Annotated in this window: 16 protein-coding genes; 8 read left to right on the top strand and 8 right to left on the bottom strand. The window is 67.2% G+C overall.

Features of this window, described 5'->3' with window-relative positions:
- The first annotated feature begins 115 nt into the window (after positions 1 to 115).
- Both SriyCCGPB3_RS08855 and SriyCCGPB3_RS08850 read left to right on the top strand, forming a co-directional pair.
- Positions 116 to 511, top strand: coding sequence for a c-type cytochrome (locus SriyCCGPB3_RS08855; RefSeq protein WP_343543305.1), 396 nt, complete (start codon positions 116 to 118; stop codon positions 509 to 511).
- A gap of 9 nt (positions 512 to 520) precedes the next feature.
- On the top strand, positions 521 to 982 hold the full coding sequence (locus SriyCCGPB3_RS08850; protein WP_153855019.1) for a c-type cytochrome: 462 nt from the start codon (positions 521 to 523) through the stop codon (positions 980 to 982).
- Between the two features lie 287 nt (positions 983 to 1,269).
- On the opposite strand, the gene SriyCCGPB3_RS08845 is transcribed toward SriyCCGPB3_RS08850, so the two are convergent.
- On the bottom strand, positions 1,270 to 3,153 hold the full coding sequence (locus SriyCCGPB3_RS08845; protein ID WP_153855020.1) for an ATP-binding cassette domain-containing protein: 1,884 nt from the start codon (positions 3,151 to 3,153) through the stop codon (positions 1,270 to 1,272).
- 488 nt (positions 3,154 to 3,641) lie between these two features.
- On the bottom strand, positions 3,642 to 4,517 hold the full coding sequence (locus tag SriyCCGPB3_RS08840) for a LysR substrate-binding domain-containing protein (protein WP_110712014.1): 876 nt from the start codon (positions 4,515 to 4,517) through the stop codon (positions 3,642 to 3,644).
- A 102-nt stretch (positions 4,518 to 4,619) separates the two neighbouring features.
- On the opposite strand from SriyCCGPB3_RS08840, the gene SriyCCGPB3_RS08835 reads away from it, so the two are divergent.
- Both SriyCCGPB3_RS08835 and dbpA read left to right on the top strand, forming a co-directional pair.
- Complete coding sequence (locus tag SriyCCGPB3_RS08835; RefSeq protein ID WP_350260139.1) at positions 4,620 to 5,699, top strand: YeiH family protein; 1,080 nt, start codon at positions 4,620 to 4,622, stop codon at positions 5,697 to 5,699.
- Between the two features lie 154 nt (positions 5,700 to 5,853).
- Positions 5,854 to 7,230 carry an ATP-dependent RNA helicase DbpA gene (gene dbpA / locus SriyCCGPB3_RS08830; protein ID WP_005413029.1) on the top strand — a complete coding sequence of 459 codons (1,377 nt, stop codon included), beginning with the start codon at positions 5,854 to 5,856 and terminating at the stop codon, positions 7,228 to 7,230.
- Positions 7,231 to 7,369: 139 nt separating this feature from the next.
- Here the strand turns inward: dbpA and SriyCCGPB3_RS08825 are convergent, their stop codons facing one another.
- The 4 genes from SriyCCGPB3_RS08825 to SriyCCGPB3_RS08810 all read right to left on the bottom strand — a co-directional run bounded on the left by SriyCCGPB3_RS08825 (position 7,370) and on the right by SriyCCGPB3_RS08810 (position 11,230).
- Positions 7,370 to 7,906: an adenine phosphoribosyltransferase gene (locus SriyCCGPB3_RS08825; RefSeq protein ID WP_350260138.1), complete on the bottom strand. Its 537-nt coding sequence runs from the start codon at positions 7,904 to 7,906 to the stop codon at positions 7,370 to 7,372.
- 643 nt (positions 7,907 to 8,549) lie between these two features.
- On the bottom strand, positions 8,550 to 10,115 hold the full coding sequence (locus SriyCCGPB3_RS08820; protein ID WP_350260137.1) for a protein adenylyltransferase SelO: 1,566 nt from the start codon (positions 10,113 to 10,115) through the stop codon (positions 8,550 to 8,552).
- Positions 10,116 to 10,147: 32 nt separating this feature from the next.
- On the bottom strand, positions 10,148 to 10,837 hold the full coding sequence (locus SriyCCGPB3_RS08815) for a glutathione S-transferase (protein ID WP_153855023.1): 690 nt from the start codon (positions 10,835 to 10,837) through the stop codon (positions 10,148 to 10,150).
- A 183-nt stretch (positions 10,838 to 11,020) separates the two neighbouring features.
- A complete protein-coding gene (locus tag SriyCCGPB3_RS08810) occupies positions 11,021 to 11,230 on the bottom strand; it encodes a cold-shock protein (RefSeq protein ID WP_004153307.1) in 210 nt (69 codons plus the stop codon).
- 301 nt (positions 11,231 to 11,531) lie between these two features.
- On the opposite strand from SriyCCGPB3_RS08810, the gene SriyCCGPB3_RS08805 reads away from it, so the two are divergent.
- Positions 11,532 to 12,020 carry a YaiI/YqxD family protein gene (locus SriyCCGPB3_RS08805; RefSeq protein WP_110712009.1) on the top strand — a complete coding sequence of 163 codons (489 nt, stop codon included), beginning with the start codon at positions 11,532 to 11,534 and terminating at the stop codon, positions 12,018 to 12,020.
- Between the two features lie 6 nt (positions 12,021 to 12,026).
- On the opposite strand, the gene SriyCCGPB3_RS08800 is transcribed toward SriyCCGPB3_RS08805, so the two are convergent.
- A complete protein-coding gene (locus SriyCCGPB3_RS08800) occupies positions 12,027 to 12,905 on the bottom strand; it encodes a pseudouridine synthase (RefSeq protein WP_153855024.1) in 879 nt (292 codons plus the stop codon).
- A 123-nt stretch (positions 12,906 to 13,028) separates the two neighbouring features.
- Between SriyCCGPB3_RS08800 and SriyCCGPB3_RS08795 the strand changes: the two genes are divergently transcribed.
- The 3 genes from SriyCCGPB3_RS08795 (at position 13,029) to SriyCCGPB3_RS08785 (ending at position 16,919) form a co-directional block, all read left to right on the top strand.
- Complete coding sequence (locus tag SriyCCGPB3_RS08795; protein ID WP_110712007.1) at positions 13,029 to 13,577, top strand: YaeQ family protein; 549 nt, start codon at positions 13,029 to 13,031, stop codon at positions 13,575 to 13,577.
- Positions 13,574 to 14,758, top strand: coding sequence for an NAD(P)/FAD-dependent oxidoreductase (locus tag SriyCCGPB3_RS08790; RefSeq protein ID WP_164162906.1), 1,185 nt, complete (start codon positions 13,574 to 13,576; stop codon positions 14,756 to 14,758). Before SriyCCGPB3_RS08795 ends, SriyCCGPB3_RS08790 begins: the two co-directional genes overlap by 4 nt.
- A gap of 91 nt (positions 14,759 to 14,849) precedes the next feature.
- On the top strand, positions 14,850 to 16,919 hold the full coding sequence (locus SriyCCGPB3_RS08785) for an EAL domain-containing response regulator (protein ID WP_164162905.1): 2,070 nt from the start codon (positions 14,850 to 14,852) through the stop codon (positions 16,917 to 16,919).
- 108 nt (positions 16,920 to 17,027) lie between these two features.
- Here the strand turns inward: SriyCCGPB3_RS08785 and fabV are convergent, their stop codons facing one another.
- The gene (gene fabV / locus SriyCCGPB3_RS08780) at positions 17,028 to 18,287 is read right to left on the bottom strand and encodes an enoyl-ACP reductase FabV (RefSeq protein WP_164162904.1); all 1,260 of its coding nucleotides are present in this window, start codon (positions 18,285 to 18,287) and stop codon (positions 17,028 to 17,030) included.
- Between the last annotated feature and the right edge of the window lie 457 nt (positions 18,288 to 18,744).

The following is an 18,744-nucleotide window of genomic DNA, read 5'->3' as shown; positions in this document are numbered from 1 at the left end:
TTCACGCCGCTGGTCGGCCTCCCCCCATTTCAGCTAGATGAAACCTGAGGCTATACTCGGGGCGTTCCGTACCCCACGCCGGAACGACCAGACCCGAATCCCCGGAAACGACACCATGCGCCCGCAGCCGCTCGCCGCTTGTCTCGCTCTGGCCGTCCTCCTGCCCCTTGGGGCCGCCGCACAGCCCGCTCCTGCTCCTGCTCCTGCCACACCCGCCCCGGCCCCGGCTCCCGCCGCTGCCCCGGCGCCTGCCGCACCCACCGGCAACTTCGACAATGGCCGTGTCCTGGCCTATACCTGCCAAGGGTGCCATGGCATCACCGGCTACAAGAACGCCTACCCCAGCTACCGGGTGCCGAAGATCGGCGGCCAGACCCAGCAGTACCTGGCCCAGGCCCTGACCGAATACCGCCAGGGCAAGCGCCGGCATCCAACGATGCAGGCGCAGTCGATGAGTTTCAGCGAACAGGAGATCGCCGATCTCTCTGTTTACCTGTCCACCGTCAAGTAAGGCCCGCCCATGTCGAAAGCCGCGCATCCGATGCGTCACGCCATCGCCCTGTCCGTTGCCCTGCTGCTGGCGGCCTGTTCACAGTCGCAGGTGGAGAACAGCGAGAAATCCGCCGCCGACCCGGGCCATGCCAGCGGCGAACACGGTTCATCGTCCTCCGCCGGCCTGCCGGCAGGTCGCGAGGCCGCCGGTGAAGTCCGCGCCAAGGTGAAGGGCAAAGCCACCAACCAGAGCTGCATCGACTGCCACGGGGCCGACGGCAACGCGCCGATCGATGCGACCTATCCGAAGCTGGGTGGGCAGTACGGTGATTACCTGGCGCATGCGCTGCAGGCCTACCGCGCCGGTGACCGCCAGCATGCGCTGATGACGCCGCAGGCGAAGGACCTGAGCGATCAGGACATCGCCGATCTGGCGGCGTATTTCGGCAGCCGGCCGAGCCAGCTGCGGGATCTGCACGGGGTTAAATGACCGCGCTGCGCGGATCATGACTGCTGCAATCTGAGGCGTTCATGGGCGTTACTTTTCTTTGCGCGCAAAGAAAAGTAACCAAAAGAAACGCTCCGCCGTCCGCGAGCCGATGCTGCGCACCGGTACCCTGCGCTCCTCGGCCCACCGGGGGACGGCGCGGGAACTCGCTGCGCTCAGACACCCGCGCCTCTTCGCCCTCGCCGGACCTGCGGTGCTCGGCTCGCTTCAAGGCGGAATCAGATCAAAAGCCACAGCCGCCCGCCGGGCGAGACGGCCGTGACAGACGCTCAGCCTTCCAGCTCTTCCCAGCGCGCGTAGGCCGCATCCAGCTCGGCCTGCACCTTGGCCAGCTGCTGGGTGTGCGCGGTTACTTCGGCGCTGCTGCGGGTGTAGAACGACGGGTCGTTCATCGCCGAGGTCAGCCCTTCGACATCGCCTTCCAGCTTCTCGATGGTCTTCGGCAGCTGCTCCAGCTCGCGCGCTTCCTTGTAGGCCAACTTGCGCTTGGGCGCAGCGGGGGTCGCAGCCGCCGGAGCGGCCGGTGCAGCGGTCGCTGGCTTGGCAGCCGGGGCCGCAGCAGGTGCAGCCACGCTGGCCGCATAGCGCTGCCAGTCGCTGTAGCCACCGACGTACTCGCCGATCACGCCGTCGCCCTCCATCACCAGCGTGGAGGTCACCACGTTGTCGATGAAGTCACGGTCATGGCTGACCAGCAGCAGCGTGCCGGTGTACTCGCCCAGCAGCTCTTCCAGCAGCTCCAGGGTTTCCACGTCCAGGTCGTTGGTCGGTTCGTCCATCACCAGCAGGTTGGATGGCTGCGCGAACAGCTTGGCCAGCAGCAGGCGGTTGCGCTCGCCACCGGACAGGCGGGTGATCGGCGCACGCGCTCGTTCCGGGGTGAACATGAAGTCCTGCAGGTAGGCATGCACGTGCTTGCGCTTGCCGTTGAACTCGAGGAAATCGCGGCCTTCGGCGACGTTCTCGATCGCGCTCCAGTCTTCGCGCAGCACCGCGCGGTACTGGTCGAAATACGCGATCTGCAGGTTGGTGCCCGCGTTGACCTCGCCCTTGGCCGGCTGCAGTTCGCCCAGCAGCAGCTTCAGCAGCGTGGTCTTGCCGCTGCCGTTGGGGCCGATCAGGCCGATGCGGTCGCCACGCAGGATGGTGGTGGTGAAATCGCGGACCATGGTGCGCTCGCCGAAGGCGAACGAAATGTCCTTGACGTCGATGACCTTCTTGCCGGAGCTGACGCCCTGCGCGGCTTCCATCTTGACGTTGCCGCTGAGGTCGCGGCGCTGCGAGCGTTCGGTGCGCATCGCCTTCAGGCGGCGCACGCGGCCTTCGTCACGGGTACGCCGGGCCTTGATGCCCTGCCGGATCCAGACTTCCTCCTGCGCCAGCAGCTTGTCGAAGCGGGCGTTCTCCTGCGCCTGCGCGTTGAGGCGTTCCTCGCGGCGGCGCTCGTAGTTGGCCCAGTCGCCCGGCCAGCTGGTGACCTGGCCGCGGTCGATCTCGACGATGCGGGTGGCCAGTGCACGCAGGAAGCGACGGTCGTGGGTGACGAACACCACGCTGCCGCTCCAGCCCTTCAGGAACGCTTCGAGCCAGTCGATGGCTTCGATGTCCAGGTGGTTGGTCGGTTCGTCCAGCAGCAGTACGTCGGGGCTGGACACCAGCGCGCGGGCGAGCAGCACGCGGCGCTTCATGCCGCCGGACAGGCGACCGAACTCGGCCTCGCCGTCCAGGTCGAGCTTGGTCAGGGTTTCGCTGACGCGCTGGTCCAGGCCCCAGCCGTTGGAGGCATCGATCTTGGCCTGTACGTTGCCGAGGGCTTCGCCATCGAATACTTCGGCATGGCTGAGGTGGTGGAATTCGGCCAGCCACTGGCCCAGTTCGCCGAGGCCGTCGGCCACAACATCGAACACCGAGCCGGCGGCGCCATGCGGCACTTCCTGCTCCAGGCGGGTGACGCGCACCCCCTGCTGCACGCGGACTTCGCCGTCATCGGGCTTGTGGTCGCCGGACAGCAGCTTGAGCAGGGTGGATTTGCCGGCGCCGTTGCGGCCGATCAGGGCGATGCGTTCGCCCGGCTCGATCGACAGTTCGGCCTTTTCCAGCAACAACGGGCCGCCGACGCTGAAGTCGACGTTCTGCAGAGTAATCAGAGGCATCCGGATATTGTACGGGTTGGGGGCGTCGGCCGGGTTGCACCCGGCACCCGCGGTAGTGCCGGCCGCTGGCCGGCAACCTCAACGGCAACGGCAGAAGCTGGTTTCCTGTGGGATGGCGGGGTGTGTCCGGTTGCGGGGGACGCTGCAAGCCCCCCTCCGGGGCCCGGCCCAGCCGCTGGCGGCTGTGCGTTCGGGCGCTTGCGAAGCAGTGCTTCGCAAGCAAAGCGCCCTCACCCATGTAAGCTCGGTCGCCGCATCCATGCGGCTCACGCCCCCTCAACCGGACCCATCCCGCCTTCGACAGATTTCTGCGATCTGTCGGAACGGCATTCTGCTCTGGTGGGTGGCGACCTTGGTCGACACGGTAGATCCACGCCATGCGTGGATGAGCGCTGCAAGAACTGTCGATCGGTCGGGGTCGGATCCCGTTGCTGCGCAACGGGCTCTGACCCCTTCGTGGAATTCGCGCAGTGCAAGACGGATCCCTGCTACTGCACCTCCCCCAACAACGCCTGCAACCCCGGCAGCCATTGCTTGCCGGGGTGGCGTACCAGCCACAGGGTGCGCTGCAAGGCGGGCAGCGGGGTCTGGAGCACGCGCAGGCGGCCGAGGGCCAAGGGTTCTTCCAGGGCGTGCCGGGACAGGCAGGCCAGGCCGAGGCCGGCGATGGCGGCCTGCTTGATCGCTTCGGTATTGCCCAGCTGCAGGGTCTGGGCGAAGCCGCGCAGGTGCGGCAGCAGCGCCTGTTCCACCGCTTCGCGGGTACCCGAGCCCGGTTCGCGCAGCAGCCAGCGGGCGCGGCGGAGTTCATCCAGCGACCAGCGCGCGGGGGCGTCGGCGGCGCCGACGATCACCAGCGGATCCTGCTGCCAGGCGGTCACCTGCAGCCCGCGCTCGTGGCATGGGCCTTCGATCAGGCCGGCGTCCACGTCCAGTCGCTGCACGGCGGCGACCACGCCGGCACTGTTGTCGATGCGCAGGTCGACTTCGGCCTGCGGCGCCTGCCGCAGCAGTTCGGCGATGCGCGGCGGCAGCAGGTAGTTGCCGATGGTGGTACTGGCGGCCAGCACCAGCCGCAGCGGTGCACCCTGCGACGGGTCGCCGCCGGCAGCCAGCTGCCGCTCCAGATCGGCGGCATTGACCAGCAGGGTACGCGCCGGCTCCAGCAGCGCGCGGCCGTGGCCGTTCAGGGCCAGGCGGCGGCCGATGCGGTCGAACAGCGGGGTGCCGAAGTGCGCCTCCAGTTCCTGCAGGGCGGCGCTGCTGGCCGACTGCGAAAGCGCAATGGCCTGGCCGGCAGCGGTGGTGCTGCCATGGTCGGCGATGGCGACGAAGACCTGCAGCTGGCGCAAGGTCAAGCGCATGGCATTTACCCGCTTGATAGGTAGGTTTCACCCATATTATTCGTTTTACAGGTCAGCGACAGAGGCGCACGCTTGCCCCATCACTCCAGCCCTGCCCCTGCCATGAACGCCCCCGCTCTCTCCCCCTGGTCCCTGCCCGCCCTGCGCCAACGCTGGCAGCCGCGCCTGCCCGGCCTGCTGCTGGTGGGTCTGATCGCGGCGGCGTCGCTGTACCTGGCCGAGCAGCCCTGGCTGCAGGCGCACGGCCTGAGCGCGCTGACCGTGGCCATCGTCGCCGGCATCGTGGTCGGCAACACCCTCTATCCGCGGCTGGCGCCGAGCAGCGCAGCCGGTGTCGGCTTCTCCAAGCACTGGCTGCTGCGCGCCGGCATCGTGCTGTACGGCCTGCGCCTGACCTTCCAGGACATCGGCCATGTCGGCGTCACCGGCGTGCTGATGGACGTGCTGGTGGTCGCCAGCACCTTCGGCCTGGCCTGCTGGCTGGGCATGCGCGTGTTCAAGATGGAGCGCGAGGCGGCGATGCTGATCGGTGCCGGCAGCGCGATCTGTGGTGCGGCAGCGGTGATGGCCGCCGAGCCGGTGGTGCGCGGCCGTGCTGCGCAGGTCACGGTGGCGGTGTCGACGGTGGTGGTGTTCGGCACGCTGGCGATGTTCCTGTACCCGGCGCTGTATGCGCTGGCGCAGTCGCACGGCTGGCTGGCAATGGACGCGCGCCAGTACGGTCTGTTCACCGGTGCGACGGTGCATGAAGTGGCACAGGTGGTGGCGGCTGGCCGCGCGGTCAACGAAGCGGCGGCTGACACGGCGGTGATCACCAAGATGGTGCGGGTGATGCTGCTGGCACCGTTCCTGGTGGCGCTGTCGCTGTGGCTGGCGCGTGGCGGCAAGGCCAGCGCCGATGGCAGCAAGGCGCGCATTGTGGTGCCGTGGTTCGCCTTCGGTTTCGTGGCGGTGGCCGGTTTCAACTCGCTGCACCTGCTGCCGGCTGGCCTGCAGGCGGGGCTGGTGCAGCTGGATACAGTGCTGCTGGCGATGGCGATGGCCGCGCTGGGCCTGACCACCCACGTCTCGGCGCTGCGCCAGGCCGGGCTGAAGCCGCTGCTGCTGGCGCTGATCCTGTTTGCCTGGCTGCTGTTCGGGGGCCTGGCGATCCACCAGGGCGTGCTGGCCGTGCTGGGCTGAGCAGGAGCGTGCCGACCAGGGTCGGCACCCACCCGTAGATCCACGCCATGCGTGGATGGCGGCTCCAATTGGGGGGCAGAGCCCTTTCCTGCGGAAAGGGATCCGACCCCATCCCATTAGGCGGGAGCGGCCGCGCGGACGGGTACAATGCGCCATGACTGACTTCTCGACCCTGCCGCTGAGCCCGGCCCTGCAGCCCGGCCTGGATGCCCTCGGCTACACCACCCTCACCCCCGTGCAGGCGCAGAGCCTGCCGGCCATCCTCGATGGCCGCGATGTGATCGCACAGGCGCCGACCGGCAGCGGCAAGACCGCCGCCTTCGGCCTGGGCCTGCTGCAGTCCATCGACCCCAGCCTGATCCGCGTGCAGGCGCTGGTGCTGTGCCCGACCCGCGAACTGGCCGATCAGGTCGGCAAGCAGATCCGCAAGCTGGCCACCGGCATTCCCAACCTGAAGTTGCTGCTGCTGGTTGGCGGCGTACCGCTGGGACCGCAGTTGGCATCGCTGGAAGGCCACGACCCGCACGTGGTGGTCGGCACCCCCGGCCGCGTGCAGGAGCTTGCACGCAAGCGCGCGCTGAACCTGGGCGCGGTGCGCACGCTGGTGCTGGACGAGGCCGACCGCATGCTCGACATGGGCTTCGAGGAGCCGATCCGCGAGATCGCCGGCCGCACCCACAAGGACCGCCAGAGCCTGCTGTTCTCGGCCACCTTCCCCGACAGCATCCGCGCCATGGCGCGTGACCTGCTGCGCGACGCGGTGGAAGTGACCGTGGAAGGCGCCGACCAGGCCCCAGCCATCCGCCACCTGTTCTGCGAGGTGGAACCGGCACATCGCCAGAAGGCACTGGCCGGCCTGCTGCTGAAGTACACGCCGGAATCGGCGGTGGTCTTCTGCAACACCCGCAAGGACGTGGACGAAGTGGCCAACTCACTGCAGCAGTTCGGCTTCTCCGCACTGGCCCTGCATGGCGACATGGAACAGCGCGATCGCGAGGAAGTGTTGTTGCTGCTGGCCAACCGCAGCTGCAACGTACTGGTGGCCAGCGACGTGGCCGCACGTGGCCTGGACGTGGAAGAGCTGGCGGCGGTGATCAACTACGAGCTGCCGACCGATGTGGAGAGCTACCAGCACCGCGTCGGCCGTACCGGCCGAGCCGGTGCCAGTGGCCTGGCGATCAGCCTGGTGGCCGGCCGCGAGAAGACCCGTGCCGAAGCCATCGAAGCGCAGATGGGGCAGCCGCTGGACTGGCAGAAGACGCCGCTGGCGACTTCGCGCCCGGCCGAACTCCCGCAGGCGGCGATGCGTACGCTGCGCATCGACGGCGGCAAGACCGACAAGCTGCGCCCGGGCGACATCCTCGGTGCACTGACCGGTGATGCCGGCCTGTCGAGCAAGTTCATCGGCAAGATCGCGATCTTCCCGACCCGCTCCTATGTGGCGATCGCGCGTGAGCAGGCCAACAAGGCCGTGGCCAAGCTGGAAGCCGGCAAGATCAAGGGCCGTCGTTTCCGCGTGCGGATGATGTGACTGAAGCAGCGTTGCCAACCTCGGTTGGCAACGACCTGACCTGGTAGTGGCCAACCTTGGTTGGCCCGTCCATGGCATCAATCGCGAAAAGCGCTGCCAACCAAGGTTGGCAACTACCGGTTCGCAGATACCCGCCTGATCAGAACACCAGTTCGGTGTGCAGCGGCAGGTCCGCTTCCCAGCGGGCGCGGCCGCCGAGACCGTCCAGTTCGACCAGCACGCCGGCACCGACCACGTCAACGCCCAGGCGGCGCACCAGCGACAACGCGGCGACCAGCGTGCCGCCAGTGGCCAGCACGTCGTCGATGATCGCCACGCGGGCACCGGCCGGCAGCGCATCGGCGTGCACTTCGATGCAGTCGCTGCGGTATTCCAGCGTGTATTCCTCGCGCAGCACCTGGCCCGGCAGCTTGCCCGGCTTGCGCACCGGCACGAAGCCGACGCCCAGTTCCAGCGCCATCGCGGCGCCGAGGATGAAGCCGCGCGATTCGATGCCGACCATCGCGTCCAGCTTCTGGTCGCGCCAGCGGTCGGCCATCGCGGTGATGGCACCGCGGAAGTCCTCGCTATGGGCGAGCAGCGGCATGATGTCCTTGAAGAGGATGCCGGGCTTGGGGAAGTCGGCGATGTCGCGCAGGCGGGAGGCCCACTGCGGAGCGACGATGGCGTCGGTCATGTCACATTGGCTATCTGATGGCGGCATAGGGTACCTGTTCCGGGCGCCGCCTGCCTGTTGGGGGTATCGGCCGGGCTGCGCCCGGCGCCTGCAGAGGCTTCAAGCCAAGCCAAGGCAACGGCAACGGCAACAGCAAGGGCAACAGCGGGTTTCCTGTGGGATGGCGGGGTGGGTCCGGTTGCGGGGGACGCTGCAAGTACGTCCATGTAAGCTCGGTCGCCGCATCCATGCGGCTCACGCCCCCGCAACCGGACCCACCCCGCCTTCGACAGATTTCTGCGATCTGTCGGGCATTGCTTTCTGTAGATCCACGCCATGCGTGGATGAATCTCAATCGAAATCGAATATTTCGAGAATTGAACGAAAAGCATCCACGCATGGCGTGGATCTACCGTGTCGACCAAGGTCGACACCCACCCACAGCAGCGGGAATCTGTCGGAGGTGGGGCGGTGTGGGGCTGCAGGACCGTTGGCGCCATGGATGGCGCCATCGAGCCCCCAGGGACGGGTTTACGGCGTGTCCTGCAGCCCCACACCGCCCCGCCAGACCATCAATAATCCAGAGCCGCTTTGGCTTTGGCTTTGGCTTTGCTTGCGCGGTGGCCTCTGCAGGTGCAGGGCGCAGCCCTGCCGAAACCCACCCTCAGGAACTGCAGGACAGCATCGAGCAGCCGGCGCGATTGTCCGCCCACGCCGGGCGCTTGCCTGCGAAGTGTTCCAGCCCGGCGCGCTCGGTGTACGGGTCGCGCAGCACGTCCTGCAGTGCGTGAACGCCACCGAGGTCGCCCTGCTCTGCACGATCGATGGCTTCCTGCGCCAGCCAGTTGCGCAGCACATACAGCGGATTGGCCGCGGCCATCTTCGCCGTACGTTCGCTGGCCGACAACGGATCGGCCTGCAACCGCACCGCGTAGTCCTGCAGCCACTGCTGCAACGGCGCCTGCACCGCCTGCTGGCGCGTCTGGTCGTAGTACACCGCATCCAGCAGCGCCGCATCCGGTGCCGCCGGATCGATACGCATCAGCGCGCGCCAGGCCAGGGTCATGTCCATGGCACCGTCCTGCATCAGCTGCTGCCAGCGCAGGTAGAGCTGCAGGTCGTCATCGTCGGCCGCAGCCAGACCGAGCTTGGCTGCGGCGTCGCGGCGCGTGCAGGCCACGAAGGTGGACTGGTAGGCCGCCAGACCGGCCTGCAGCGGTGCCACATCGGCAAACAACGGCGACAACGCCTGCGCCAATCGGCTCAGGTTCCAGTACGCCACCTGCGGCTGGGTACCGAAGCGGTAGCGGCGGCCCTGCGCGTCGGTGGTGTTCGGCGTCCACTCCGGATCGAAGTCCTCGACCCAGCCGTAGGGACCGTAGTCGAGCGTGAGGCCGAGCACGGACAGGTTGTCGGTGTTCATCACGCCATGCACGAAACCGACGCGCATCCAGTGCGCGATCATCTCGGCAGTGCGCACCGCGATCTGCCCGAACCAGTCGCCATACAGCGCCTCGCCCTGCCCTTCCAGTTCGGGGAAATCACGTGCGATGCAGGCATCGACCAGCTGCTGCAGCAAGGCGGTTTCCCCGCGCGACGCCGGCAGTTCGAAGGAACCAAAGCGCAGGAACGACGGCGACACCCGACATACGATGGCGCCGGGCTCGGCACGCGGATGGCCGTCATAGAACATGTCACGCACCACGTCCTCGCCGGTACCGACCAGCGACAACGCGCGCGTGGTCGGCACGCCGAGGTAGTGCATCGCCTCGCTGCACAGGAATTCGCGGATCGACGAGCGCAGCACTGCGCGCCCATCGGCGCCGCGTGAATACGGCGTCGGTCCGGCCCCCTTCAGCTGCAGCTCCCAGTGGCGGCCATCCGGTGCGACCAACTCGCCCAGCGAGATCGCGCGGCCGTCGCCGAGCTGCCCGGCCCAGTGGCCGAACTGATGGCCACCGTAGTTGGCGGCCCATGGCTGCATGCCTGCATACAGTGCGTTGCCACCGAATACACGCGCGAAACCTTCGCTCTCGACCTCAGCGGTATCGAAGCCGAGCATCGCGGCGACGTCCGGCGCCCAGGCCAGCAGCGTGGGCGCCGTCACCGGGGTCGGCATCACCGGCGACCAGGCCGCGCCCAGCACTTCGCGGCGGCGCGGGCCGGATTCGGGGTCGCCCGGCAGGGCATGCAGCAGGCGGTTGTCGAAACGGGGGCTGTCGGTATCCATGGTGCTGAAGATGGGGGCGACGGCCGCCCGCCTCAATTGCCGCTGAGCGCCTGCAGGTGGCCGCCGTGGGCCTCGGCACGCTGGTAGGCCGGGCGCTCACCGATACGCTTGAGGAAGCCACGCAGTGCCGGCTTGTCGTCGAGGCCACCACCGCGAGCGGCAGCGGCCTGGATCGGGAAGCTCATCTGGATGTCGGCCGCACTGAAGCGCTCGCCGGCAAACCACGGACTTTCGGCCAGGCGGCGCTCCATCCAGTCCAGGTGCAGGCGTCGCTGCGGGCCGATGAAGCCCTGCTCGGCCTTGTCGGCGATGCTCCGAGCGATCGGGCGTACGAAGAACGGCATCGGCGCGTTGCGGATGCGGCCCATCACCAGAGTCAGCAGCAGCGGCGGCATCGCCGAACCTTCGGCGTAGTGCAGCCAGTAGCGGTAGGCAATGCGCTCGGCACCATCGGCCGGCATCGGCGACGGCGACAGCTGGCGCTGGGTGTCGTAGCGGTCAGCGAGGTAGTCGAGGATCGCGCCGGACTCGGCCAGTACCAGTTCGCCATCCTGCAGTACCGGCGACTTGCCCAGTGGATGCACGTTGCGCAGTTCCGGCGGCGCCAGCAGCGTCTTCGGATCGCGCGGATAACGGCGCAGTTCGTAGTCCAGCCCCAGCTCCTCCAGCATCCACAGCACGCGCAGGGAACGGGAGTTTTCCAGATGATGGACGATGCGCATGGGGACGATCCTTGGGAAGACCTGCATCGTACCGCGCCAGCTGCATGCCCTTTGTAGAGTCGAGCTTGCTCGACTGCTTTCCAGAGACAGTCGAGCAAGCTCGACTCTACAAAGCAGCAGGCAATAAAAAACGCCGGAAGCTTTCGCTTCCGGCGTTCTGGCTACCAAACGGTAGCAGACGGATTAGACCGCCTGCACCTGGTCAGCCTGCATACCCTTCTGACCCTGGACGGCGATGAAGGTAACCTTCTGGCCTTCCTGCAGGGTCTTGAAGCCGGTGCCCTGGATGGCACGGAAGTGCACAAACAGGTCCGGGCCGCTTTCCGGGGTGATGAAGCCGAAGCCCTTGGCGTCGTTGAACCACTTGACGGTGCCGGTCTGACGATCAGACATTTGACTAACTCCTGAAACACATGTTGAAAAAATCGCAGCCACCGGGTATCGGGGCCGAGACTGAGTTGCAGGCGTTGGTAAAGCGGATCGATGAGCGGATCGTGAGATCAACTGCACCAGGCCACGATTCACGGTGACCCTAGCAAACACAGTGGGACGAACGATACGCGTGTTTTCTGCAAAAAGCGATAGCCCGGACGTTCATGGGCAGGCCCCGGCCGCTAGGCGTGACAAGGGCTGGCAGCTGATCGAGGCTAAGCCCGAGTCCCCATTCAGGATTTTCCTACCCTACACTGGGTAAATGACTGAAGCTGAAACCCAAGCTGAACCCGCCCTCCCCCGCATCTGGGTGGACGCGGACGCCTGCCCTGGCGTCATTCGCGACATCCTGTTCCGGGCCGCTGAACGGGTCGGGATCGAACTGACCCTGGTTGCCAACCAGTGGATCCGCACCCCGCCGTCGCGTTGGCTGCGCTCGATCCAGGTGCCCCAGGGCCTGGACGTGGCCGACAGCGCCATCGTCGAGCGGGTCGCCGCCGGTGACCTGGTGGTCACCCAGGACATCCCGCTGGCCGCACTGGTGCTGGAAAAGAAGGCCGTGGCATTGAACCCACGCGGCCAGCTGTACACCCCGAACAACATGGCCGAGCGGCTGTCGATGCGCAATTTCATGGAAGAGCTGCGCGGCGCCGGGGTGCAGACCGGGGGCCCACCGCCGCTGGGACCCCGCGACCGGCAGCTGTTCGCCGCCGAACTGGACCGCTGGCTGGCGCGACGCCCGGTTCGCTGAACGGCCCTACCCGCCCAGGCCGGGCAGGCACAGGCGGCGCTGGCTGCTGAACCGCCTCGGCTCCCCGCTCAATGGATCGTCGAAGGCCAGCCCCTGTGCAAGCAGCTGCAGGGGGGGCTCGATGGCCCCGGCCAGGCGCGGCATCAGCTGCGGATACAGGTCATCACCCACGATCGGAGCCCCCAGCATCGCCATGTGCACGCGCAGCTGGTGCTTGCGGCCGGTTTCCGGCCGCAGCCGGTAGCGCCAGACCGGCCCCTCGGTCTCGATCAACTCGATCCGGCTGCGCGCATTGGGCTCTCCCGGCACTTCGGCCATGCGGAAGAACGGTTCACCCGGCACCAGCCGGCTGTCCCGCTGCAGCGGAAACGCCAGCCCGGGCAGCGCCGGTGCCAGCGCCTCATAGCTCTTCTCGATGCGCCGCTCGCGGAACAGCCGCTGATAGGCGTCACGTGTGGCTGCCTGGGTCGAAAACAGCACCAGGCCGGCGGTCAGCCGATCCAAGCGGTGCAACGGCGCCAGCTCGGTGTTGCCGGTGCGTGCGACCAGGCGAGCCAGCAGGGTTTCGCTCACATAGCCACCGGCCGGCGTCACCGGCAGGAAGTGCGGCTTGTCGGCGACCAGCAGGTGCGCATCCAGATGCAGGATGCTCTCGGAGAAGGGAATCACCCGCTCGTCGGCAACTTCGCGGAAGTACTGGATTTCCAGCCCCACCTGCCAGGGCATGTCCGGCGCCAGTGCCCTGCCCTGCGCATCCTGCACGCGGCCACGGGCGAAACGGTCCTGCCATTGCACGCGGTCGATGCGCGGGAAACGCGCGCACAGGCCATCGAGCAGGCTGGGCCAGTGGCCGGGCGGCAGCTGCAGGCGGCTGGGCAGGGTCATCGGAGCCACTCCTGCGGCGGAAAGGAGTGCAAGCGTGCCACGTTGACGCGCCACAGACAGCCCGGCAACGGACACCCCTGGAGCAAACCTCTATCATTGTCGTCTTTAGTCCACGGATCCCCCATGGCTCTTACTGCCACCATCCGCAAGGCCGAACTGCAGATCAGCGACATGGATCGCGGTTACTACGCGACCCACAACCTGACCCTGGCCCAGCATCCGTCCGAGACCGACGAACGCCTGATGGTGCGCCTGCTCGCCTTCGCCCTCAATGCCGGCGATCGCCTCGAATTCGGCCGCGGCCTGAGCACCGATGACGAACCCGATCTGTGGGAACACGACTACACCGGCGACATCCTGCAATGGATCGACCTGGGCCATCCGGACGAGTCGCGCATCCGCAAGGCCAGCAACCGCAGCCGTCAGGTGCAGGTGGTCAACTACGGCGGCAACGCCTCGGAGATCTGGTGGGGCAAGCAGGGCAAGGGCCTGGCGCGCTTCGACAATCTCTCAGTGGTTGATCTGGACGGTGAATTCGTCGAGCGCTGGGGCCAGCAGATCCAGCGCGCCATGCGCTGGAGCGTGCTGATCCAGGATGGCGAGGTGCAGCTGCTCAACGACCAGATGCAGCTCGACGTGATCCCGAACTGGCGCAAGCGCGCCAAGGCATGAGCACGATCCGCTGCGATGTGGTGGTCATCGGCGCCGGTGCGGCCGGGCTGATGACCGCGATCACCGCCGGCCAGCGCGGCCGCCAGGTGCAGGTGATCGACCATGCCAACAAGGTTGGCAAGAAGATCCTGATGTCCGGCGGTGGCCGCTGCAACTTCACCAACACCGGTACCACCCCGGCCAACTTCCTGTCGGCCAACCCGCACTTCTGCAAATCGGCGCTGGCCCGCTACACGCCCTGGCACTTCATCGAGCTGGTAAGCAAGCACGGCATCGCCTACCACGAGAAGGAACTGGGCCAGCTGTTCTGCGACATCTCGTCCAAGCAGATCGTGAAGATGCTGGTGGACGAATGCCAGGCAGCAGGCGTACAGGTCCGCACGGACTGCAGTGTGCAGCGCATCGAGCACGGCAGCGACGGCTTCCGCGTGCACACCACGCAGGGCCTGTTCCATTGCGCCTCGCTGGTGGTCGCCACCGGCGGCCTGTCGATTCCGAGCATGGGCGCCACCGGCTTCGGCTATGACGTGGCCCGACAGTTCGGCCACCAGGTGCTGCCGACCCGCGCCGGCCTGGTGCCGCTGACGCTCAGCGGCAAGCACCAGGAACGACTGGCCGATCTCAGCGGCGTCGCTCTCCCCATCGAGGCGCGCTGCAACGGAAAGAGCTTCCAGAACTTCATGCTGCTGACCCATCGCGGCGTGAGTGGCCCGGCGATCCTGCAGATTTCCTCGTTCTGGCAACCCGGCGATGCGCTGGAGCTGGACCTGCTGCCCGGCCAGGATGCCGGCGAGTGGCTGCGCCAGATGAAACGCGAGCGGCCTGCCGCAGAACTGCGTACGGTACTGGGCGAGGTGCTGCCGAAGCGGCTGGCGCAACGCCTGTGCGAGCACTGGCTGCCTGACCGGCCCGTGCGCCAGCTGGACGAGCCAGTGCTGCGCCAGGCCGCGCAGCTGCTGGGTGCGTTCCCGTTGGTGGCCAGTGGCACCGAGGGCTACCGCACCGCCGAGGTCACCCTGGGCGGCGTGGATACCGCCGAGGTCTCGTCCTCGACGATGGAATCCAAGCGCGTGCCCGGCCTGCATTTCGTCGGCGAGGTGCTGGATGTGACCGGCTGGCTGGGCGGCTACAACTTCCAGTGGGCCTGGGCCAGCGGCCACGCGGCCGGCGGCGTGGTGTGAACCACATCGCCGTTCGATGCGCGCAAGGGGTGCGCGCATGGACGGTTCGCCGCGCATCGTGTATCTAGATTCGCAGATTGGGGAGCAGTGCATGCAGAACGCGAACGACATCACCATCCGCCTGCTGATCGTCGATGACAGCGGCGAAAATGCCGAAGCCATCGTCAGCACCCTGCGCAACAGCGGCATCGCGGTGCGCCCGTGGCGCCCACAGGATGCGGCCGAGCTGGCCCAGGTGCTGGCCAGCCAGGCCATCGACCTGGTGCTGGTCTCACCCTCGCCGGGCATCCCGCTGCCGCTGGTGGCCCAGCACATCGCCGCCAGCGGCAAGGACATTCCGCTGGTGCTGCTGGCCGAGCGCATCGACGAGGACGAACTGGTGCAGGCCAGCAGCCACGGCATCCGCGCCCTCGCCCTGCGCCAACGCCCGGAGCACCTGCTCGCCGTGGTCCGTGACCAGTGGGTGGACCTGCAGGCGCGTCGCGGCCTGCGCCGCATCGAGGCGCAGATGCGCGAAACCGAGCGCCGCTGCGACGCGCTGATCGCCTCCTCCCGCGATCCCATCGCCTACGTGCATGAAGGCATGCACATCCGCGCCAACGACGCCTATCTGGAGATGTTCGGTTACGAGCATTTCGACGACATCGAGGGCATCTCGCTGCTGGACATGGTCGCCGCCCAGCACGTGGAAGGCTTCAAGCAGCTGCTGAAGGGCCTCAGCCGTGGCGAAGCGCCGCCGCCGCAGTACCAGCTTGATGCCCGTCACGAGGATGGCAGTGCGTTCCCGGCGACGATGGAATTCACGGCCGCCACCTACGAGGGCGAATCCTGCCTGCAGGTGGTGCTCCGCCGCCGCATGGAATTCGATCCGGAGCTGGCGCGCGAGGTCGAAGACCTGCGCCAGCGCGACCAGGTCACCGGCCTGCTCAACCGCCCGACCTTCATGCTGCAGCTGGAGAGCGCTGTAGCCCAGGCCGGGCGCAGCGAGGGCCAGTTCGGCCTGCTGCTGATCGAGCCGGACCACTACGCGCGCCTGCTGCCGGACATCGGCCTGGCGTCGGCCGACACCCTGATCGGCGCGCTCGCCGCGCTGCTGGCCGAGGTCGTTGGCGAAGACGCGCAGCTGGCCCGCTTCGGCGAACACAATTTCGCCGTGCTGCAGGCCGGGCCCTACGCGCAGACCGTGGCACTGGCCGAGCGCATCCGCGAAGCCTACGCCGCACACGTCTTCAGCATCGGCGCGCGCTCGGCGACGGTGACGGTCAGCATCGGTGGCGTGCAGGTGGGCGAGAAGATCGCCAGCATCGGCCAGGTGCTGGCACGGGCCAGTGAATGCACGCAGGCCGCCGCCGAACTGGGCAACACCTGCCGCATCTTCGATCCGGCCGCCGCCGACCGCGTGGAGGAAGAGCGCGTCCTGCGCTGGGTCGCCCGTATCCGTGAAGCGCTGGCCGGTGATGGCTTCCAGCTGCACTACCAGCCGGTGCTGAACCTGCAGGGCGAGTCACTGGAGCTGTACGAGGCGTATCTGCGCCTGGAGCACAACGGCGAACTGCTGAGCCCGACCGCGTTCCTCGGTATCGCGGAGGAACACGGCCTGCTGGCCGACATCAACCGCTGGGTGGTGTCACGGGCCATCGCGGTGCTGGGCCAACGTGCACGCGAGGGCCATGCCACGCAGATGCTGGTGAAAGTGACGCCGGAATCGTTCGATGACCCGCAGATGATTGCCACCCTGCGCCGCGAGCTGCAGGCTCAGGGTGTGCCCGGCGAACGGCTGTGGCTGCATGCGCCGGAAGCGAAGGTGTTCACCCACCTGCGCAGTGCACAGCAGTTCCTTGCCGAAGTTGCACCGCTGGGCTGCCGCATCGGCCTGGAACAGTTCGGCTCGGGGCTGGATTCCTTCCAGCTGCTGGCCCACTTCCAGCCACAGTTCCTCAAGCTGGACCGTGGCTTCACCAGCGACCTGGCAGCCACGCGCGAGAACATCGATCGCATCAGCCAGATCACCGCGCGCGCGCAGGAAGCCGGCATCCGCACCATCGCCGAGTTCGTCAGCGATGCCAATTCGATGACCCTGCTGTTCAGTGCCGGCGTGGACTATGTGCAGGGCGACTTCGTCGGCCCGGCGTTGCCGGAGATGGGTTTCGAGTTCGGATGACCGATGGTAGTGCCGGCCGCTGGCCGGCAACCTCAGGTAGCCGGGATTGCCGGCCAGCGGCCGGCACCACCCAAAGAGAAGGCCGGCTTACGCCGGCCTTTTCATTGATCAGGTCATGTCGACCAGGTTTTCGATCTTCACGTCCGGATTGACGTCAGCCTCGTAGTCGACGCCCTCCACGCCAAAACCGAACAGGCGCAGGAAGTCGGCCTTGTAGCCGGCCAGATCGCTGATCTCGTACAGGTTCTCGTTGGTCACCTGCGGCCACAGCGCGACCACCTTGCCCTGCACGTCCGCAGCCATTTCCTTGTAATCGGCACGCAGGCGGCCTTCGTCATCGACCAGCGCGACGGTGTGGCCATCGCCATCGACCAGGTCGTGGCGCAGGCGATCGACCGCGACGCCATCGGCCTTGCCGCCGTAGAGAATGTCGTACAGCACGTCGAGCTGTTCGATGCAGCCCTCGTGGGTGCCCTTTTCCTTCATCACCTTGAACAACAGCGACAGGTACAGCGGCATGGTCGGAATGGCCGAGCTGGCCTGGGTGACCACGGCCTTCAGCACCGACACGCGGGCGTCGCCACCGATCTTGGCCAGCTTCTCGCGCAGGCCCAGCACCTTGGTGTCCAGGTCCTTCTTGGCCGCACCGATCGAGCCATTCCAGTAGATCGCCTGGGTGATCTCTTCGCCCACGTAGGTGAAGGCGGTGGTGGTGCAGCCATTGGCCAGCACGCCGGCGTCAGCCAGCGCGTCGATCCACATCTGCCAGTCTTCGCCACCCATGACCGCGACGGTGCCAGCGATCTCTTCCGGGGTCGCCGGCTGCAGGGTGGTTTCCGTGATTACTTCCTTGTCGGTATCCAGGCCGCGCAGGGTGATCTGCTCGCCGATCGGCTTCAGCGTGGAGCTGATGATCTCGCCGGTCTTCGGGTGCTTGCGGCGCGGCGCGGCCAGGCTGTAGACGACCTGGTCGACCTGGCCGAGGTCGGCCTTGATCATCTCGATGGTCTTCGCCTTCACTTCATCGGAGAAGGCATCGCCGTTGATGCTCTTGGCGTACAGGCCGGCTTCGTCGGCGTACTTGTGGAACGCAGCCGAGTTGTACCAGCCCGCGGTACCCGGCTTGCTCTCGCTGCCCGGACGCTCGAAGAAAATGCCCAGCGTCGCAGCACCGCTGCCGAAGGCGGCAGTGATGCGTGCGGCCAGGCCGTAGCCGGTGGAGGCGCCGATCACCAGCACGCGCTTCGGGCCGTTCTGGATCGGCGGGCGTGCGCGGATGTAGTCGATCTGCTGCTTGACCGCGGCCTCGCAGCCGGTCGGGTGGGTGGTGACGCAGATGAAGCCGCGGACGCGCGGTTTGATGACCATGGATACCTCGGGTTGGCAGATGCGGCGCGCGGGGCGCTCAGCAGGAATACGGGCGCGCGCCTGCGCGCGCGAACCGCAGGATCGTAGTGCGCGGGGGAAGATTGCACAACCGACGCTGGCGTAGGGTGGGGTTTCTTTTTGCAGGGCTGCGCCCTGCACCTGCAGAGGCCGGAGCAACGTCAGAAGCTGGGTTCCTGTGAGATGGCGGGGTGGGTCCGGTTGCGGGGGACGCCGTGAATCCGTCCCTGGAGGCTCGGTCGCGCCATCCATGGCGCTCACGCCCCCGCAACCGGACCCACCCCGCCTTCGACAGATTTCCGCGATCTGTCAGGGCAGTTCTTGGGGGTCAGATCCGTTTTCCGAAGGAAAACGGATCTGACCCCATCTTGATTGTTCAATATCTGACAGATGTGTCGACCAAGGTCGACACCTACCAACAGCCGCAGGAAACGATCTG

It is taken from the genome of Stenotrophomonas riyadhensis (assembly GCF_040256885.1).
Classification (GTDB): domain Bacteria; phylum Pseudomonadota; class Gammaproteobacteria; order Xanthomonadales; family Xanthomonadaceae; genus Stenotrophomonas; species Stenotrophomonas riyadhensis.
Note: the sequence above shows the minus strand (reverse complement) of the source record. Positions and strands in the feature narration are given on the sequence as shown.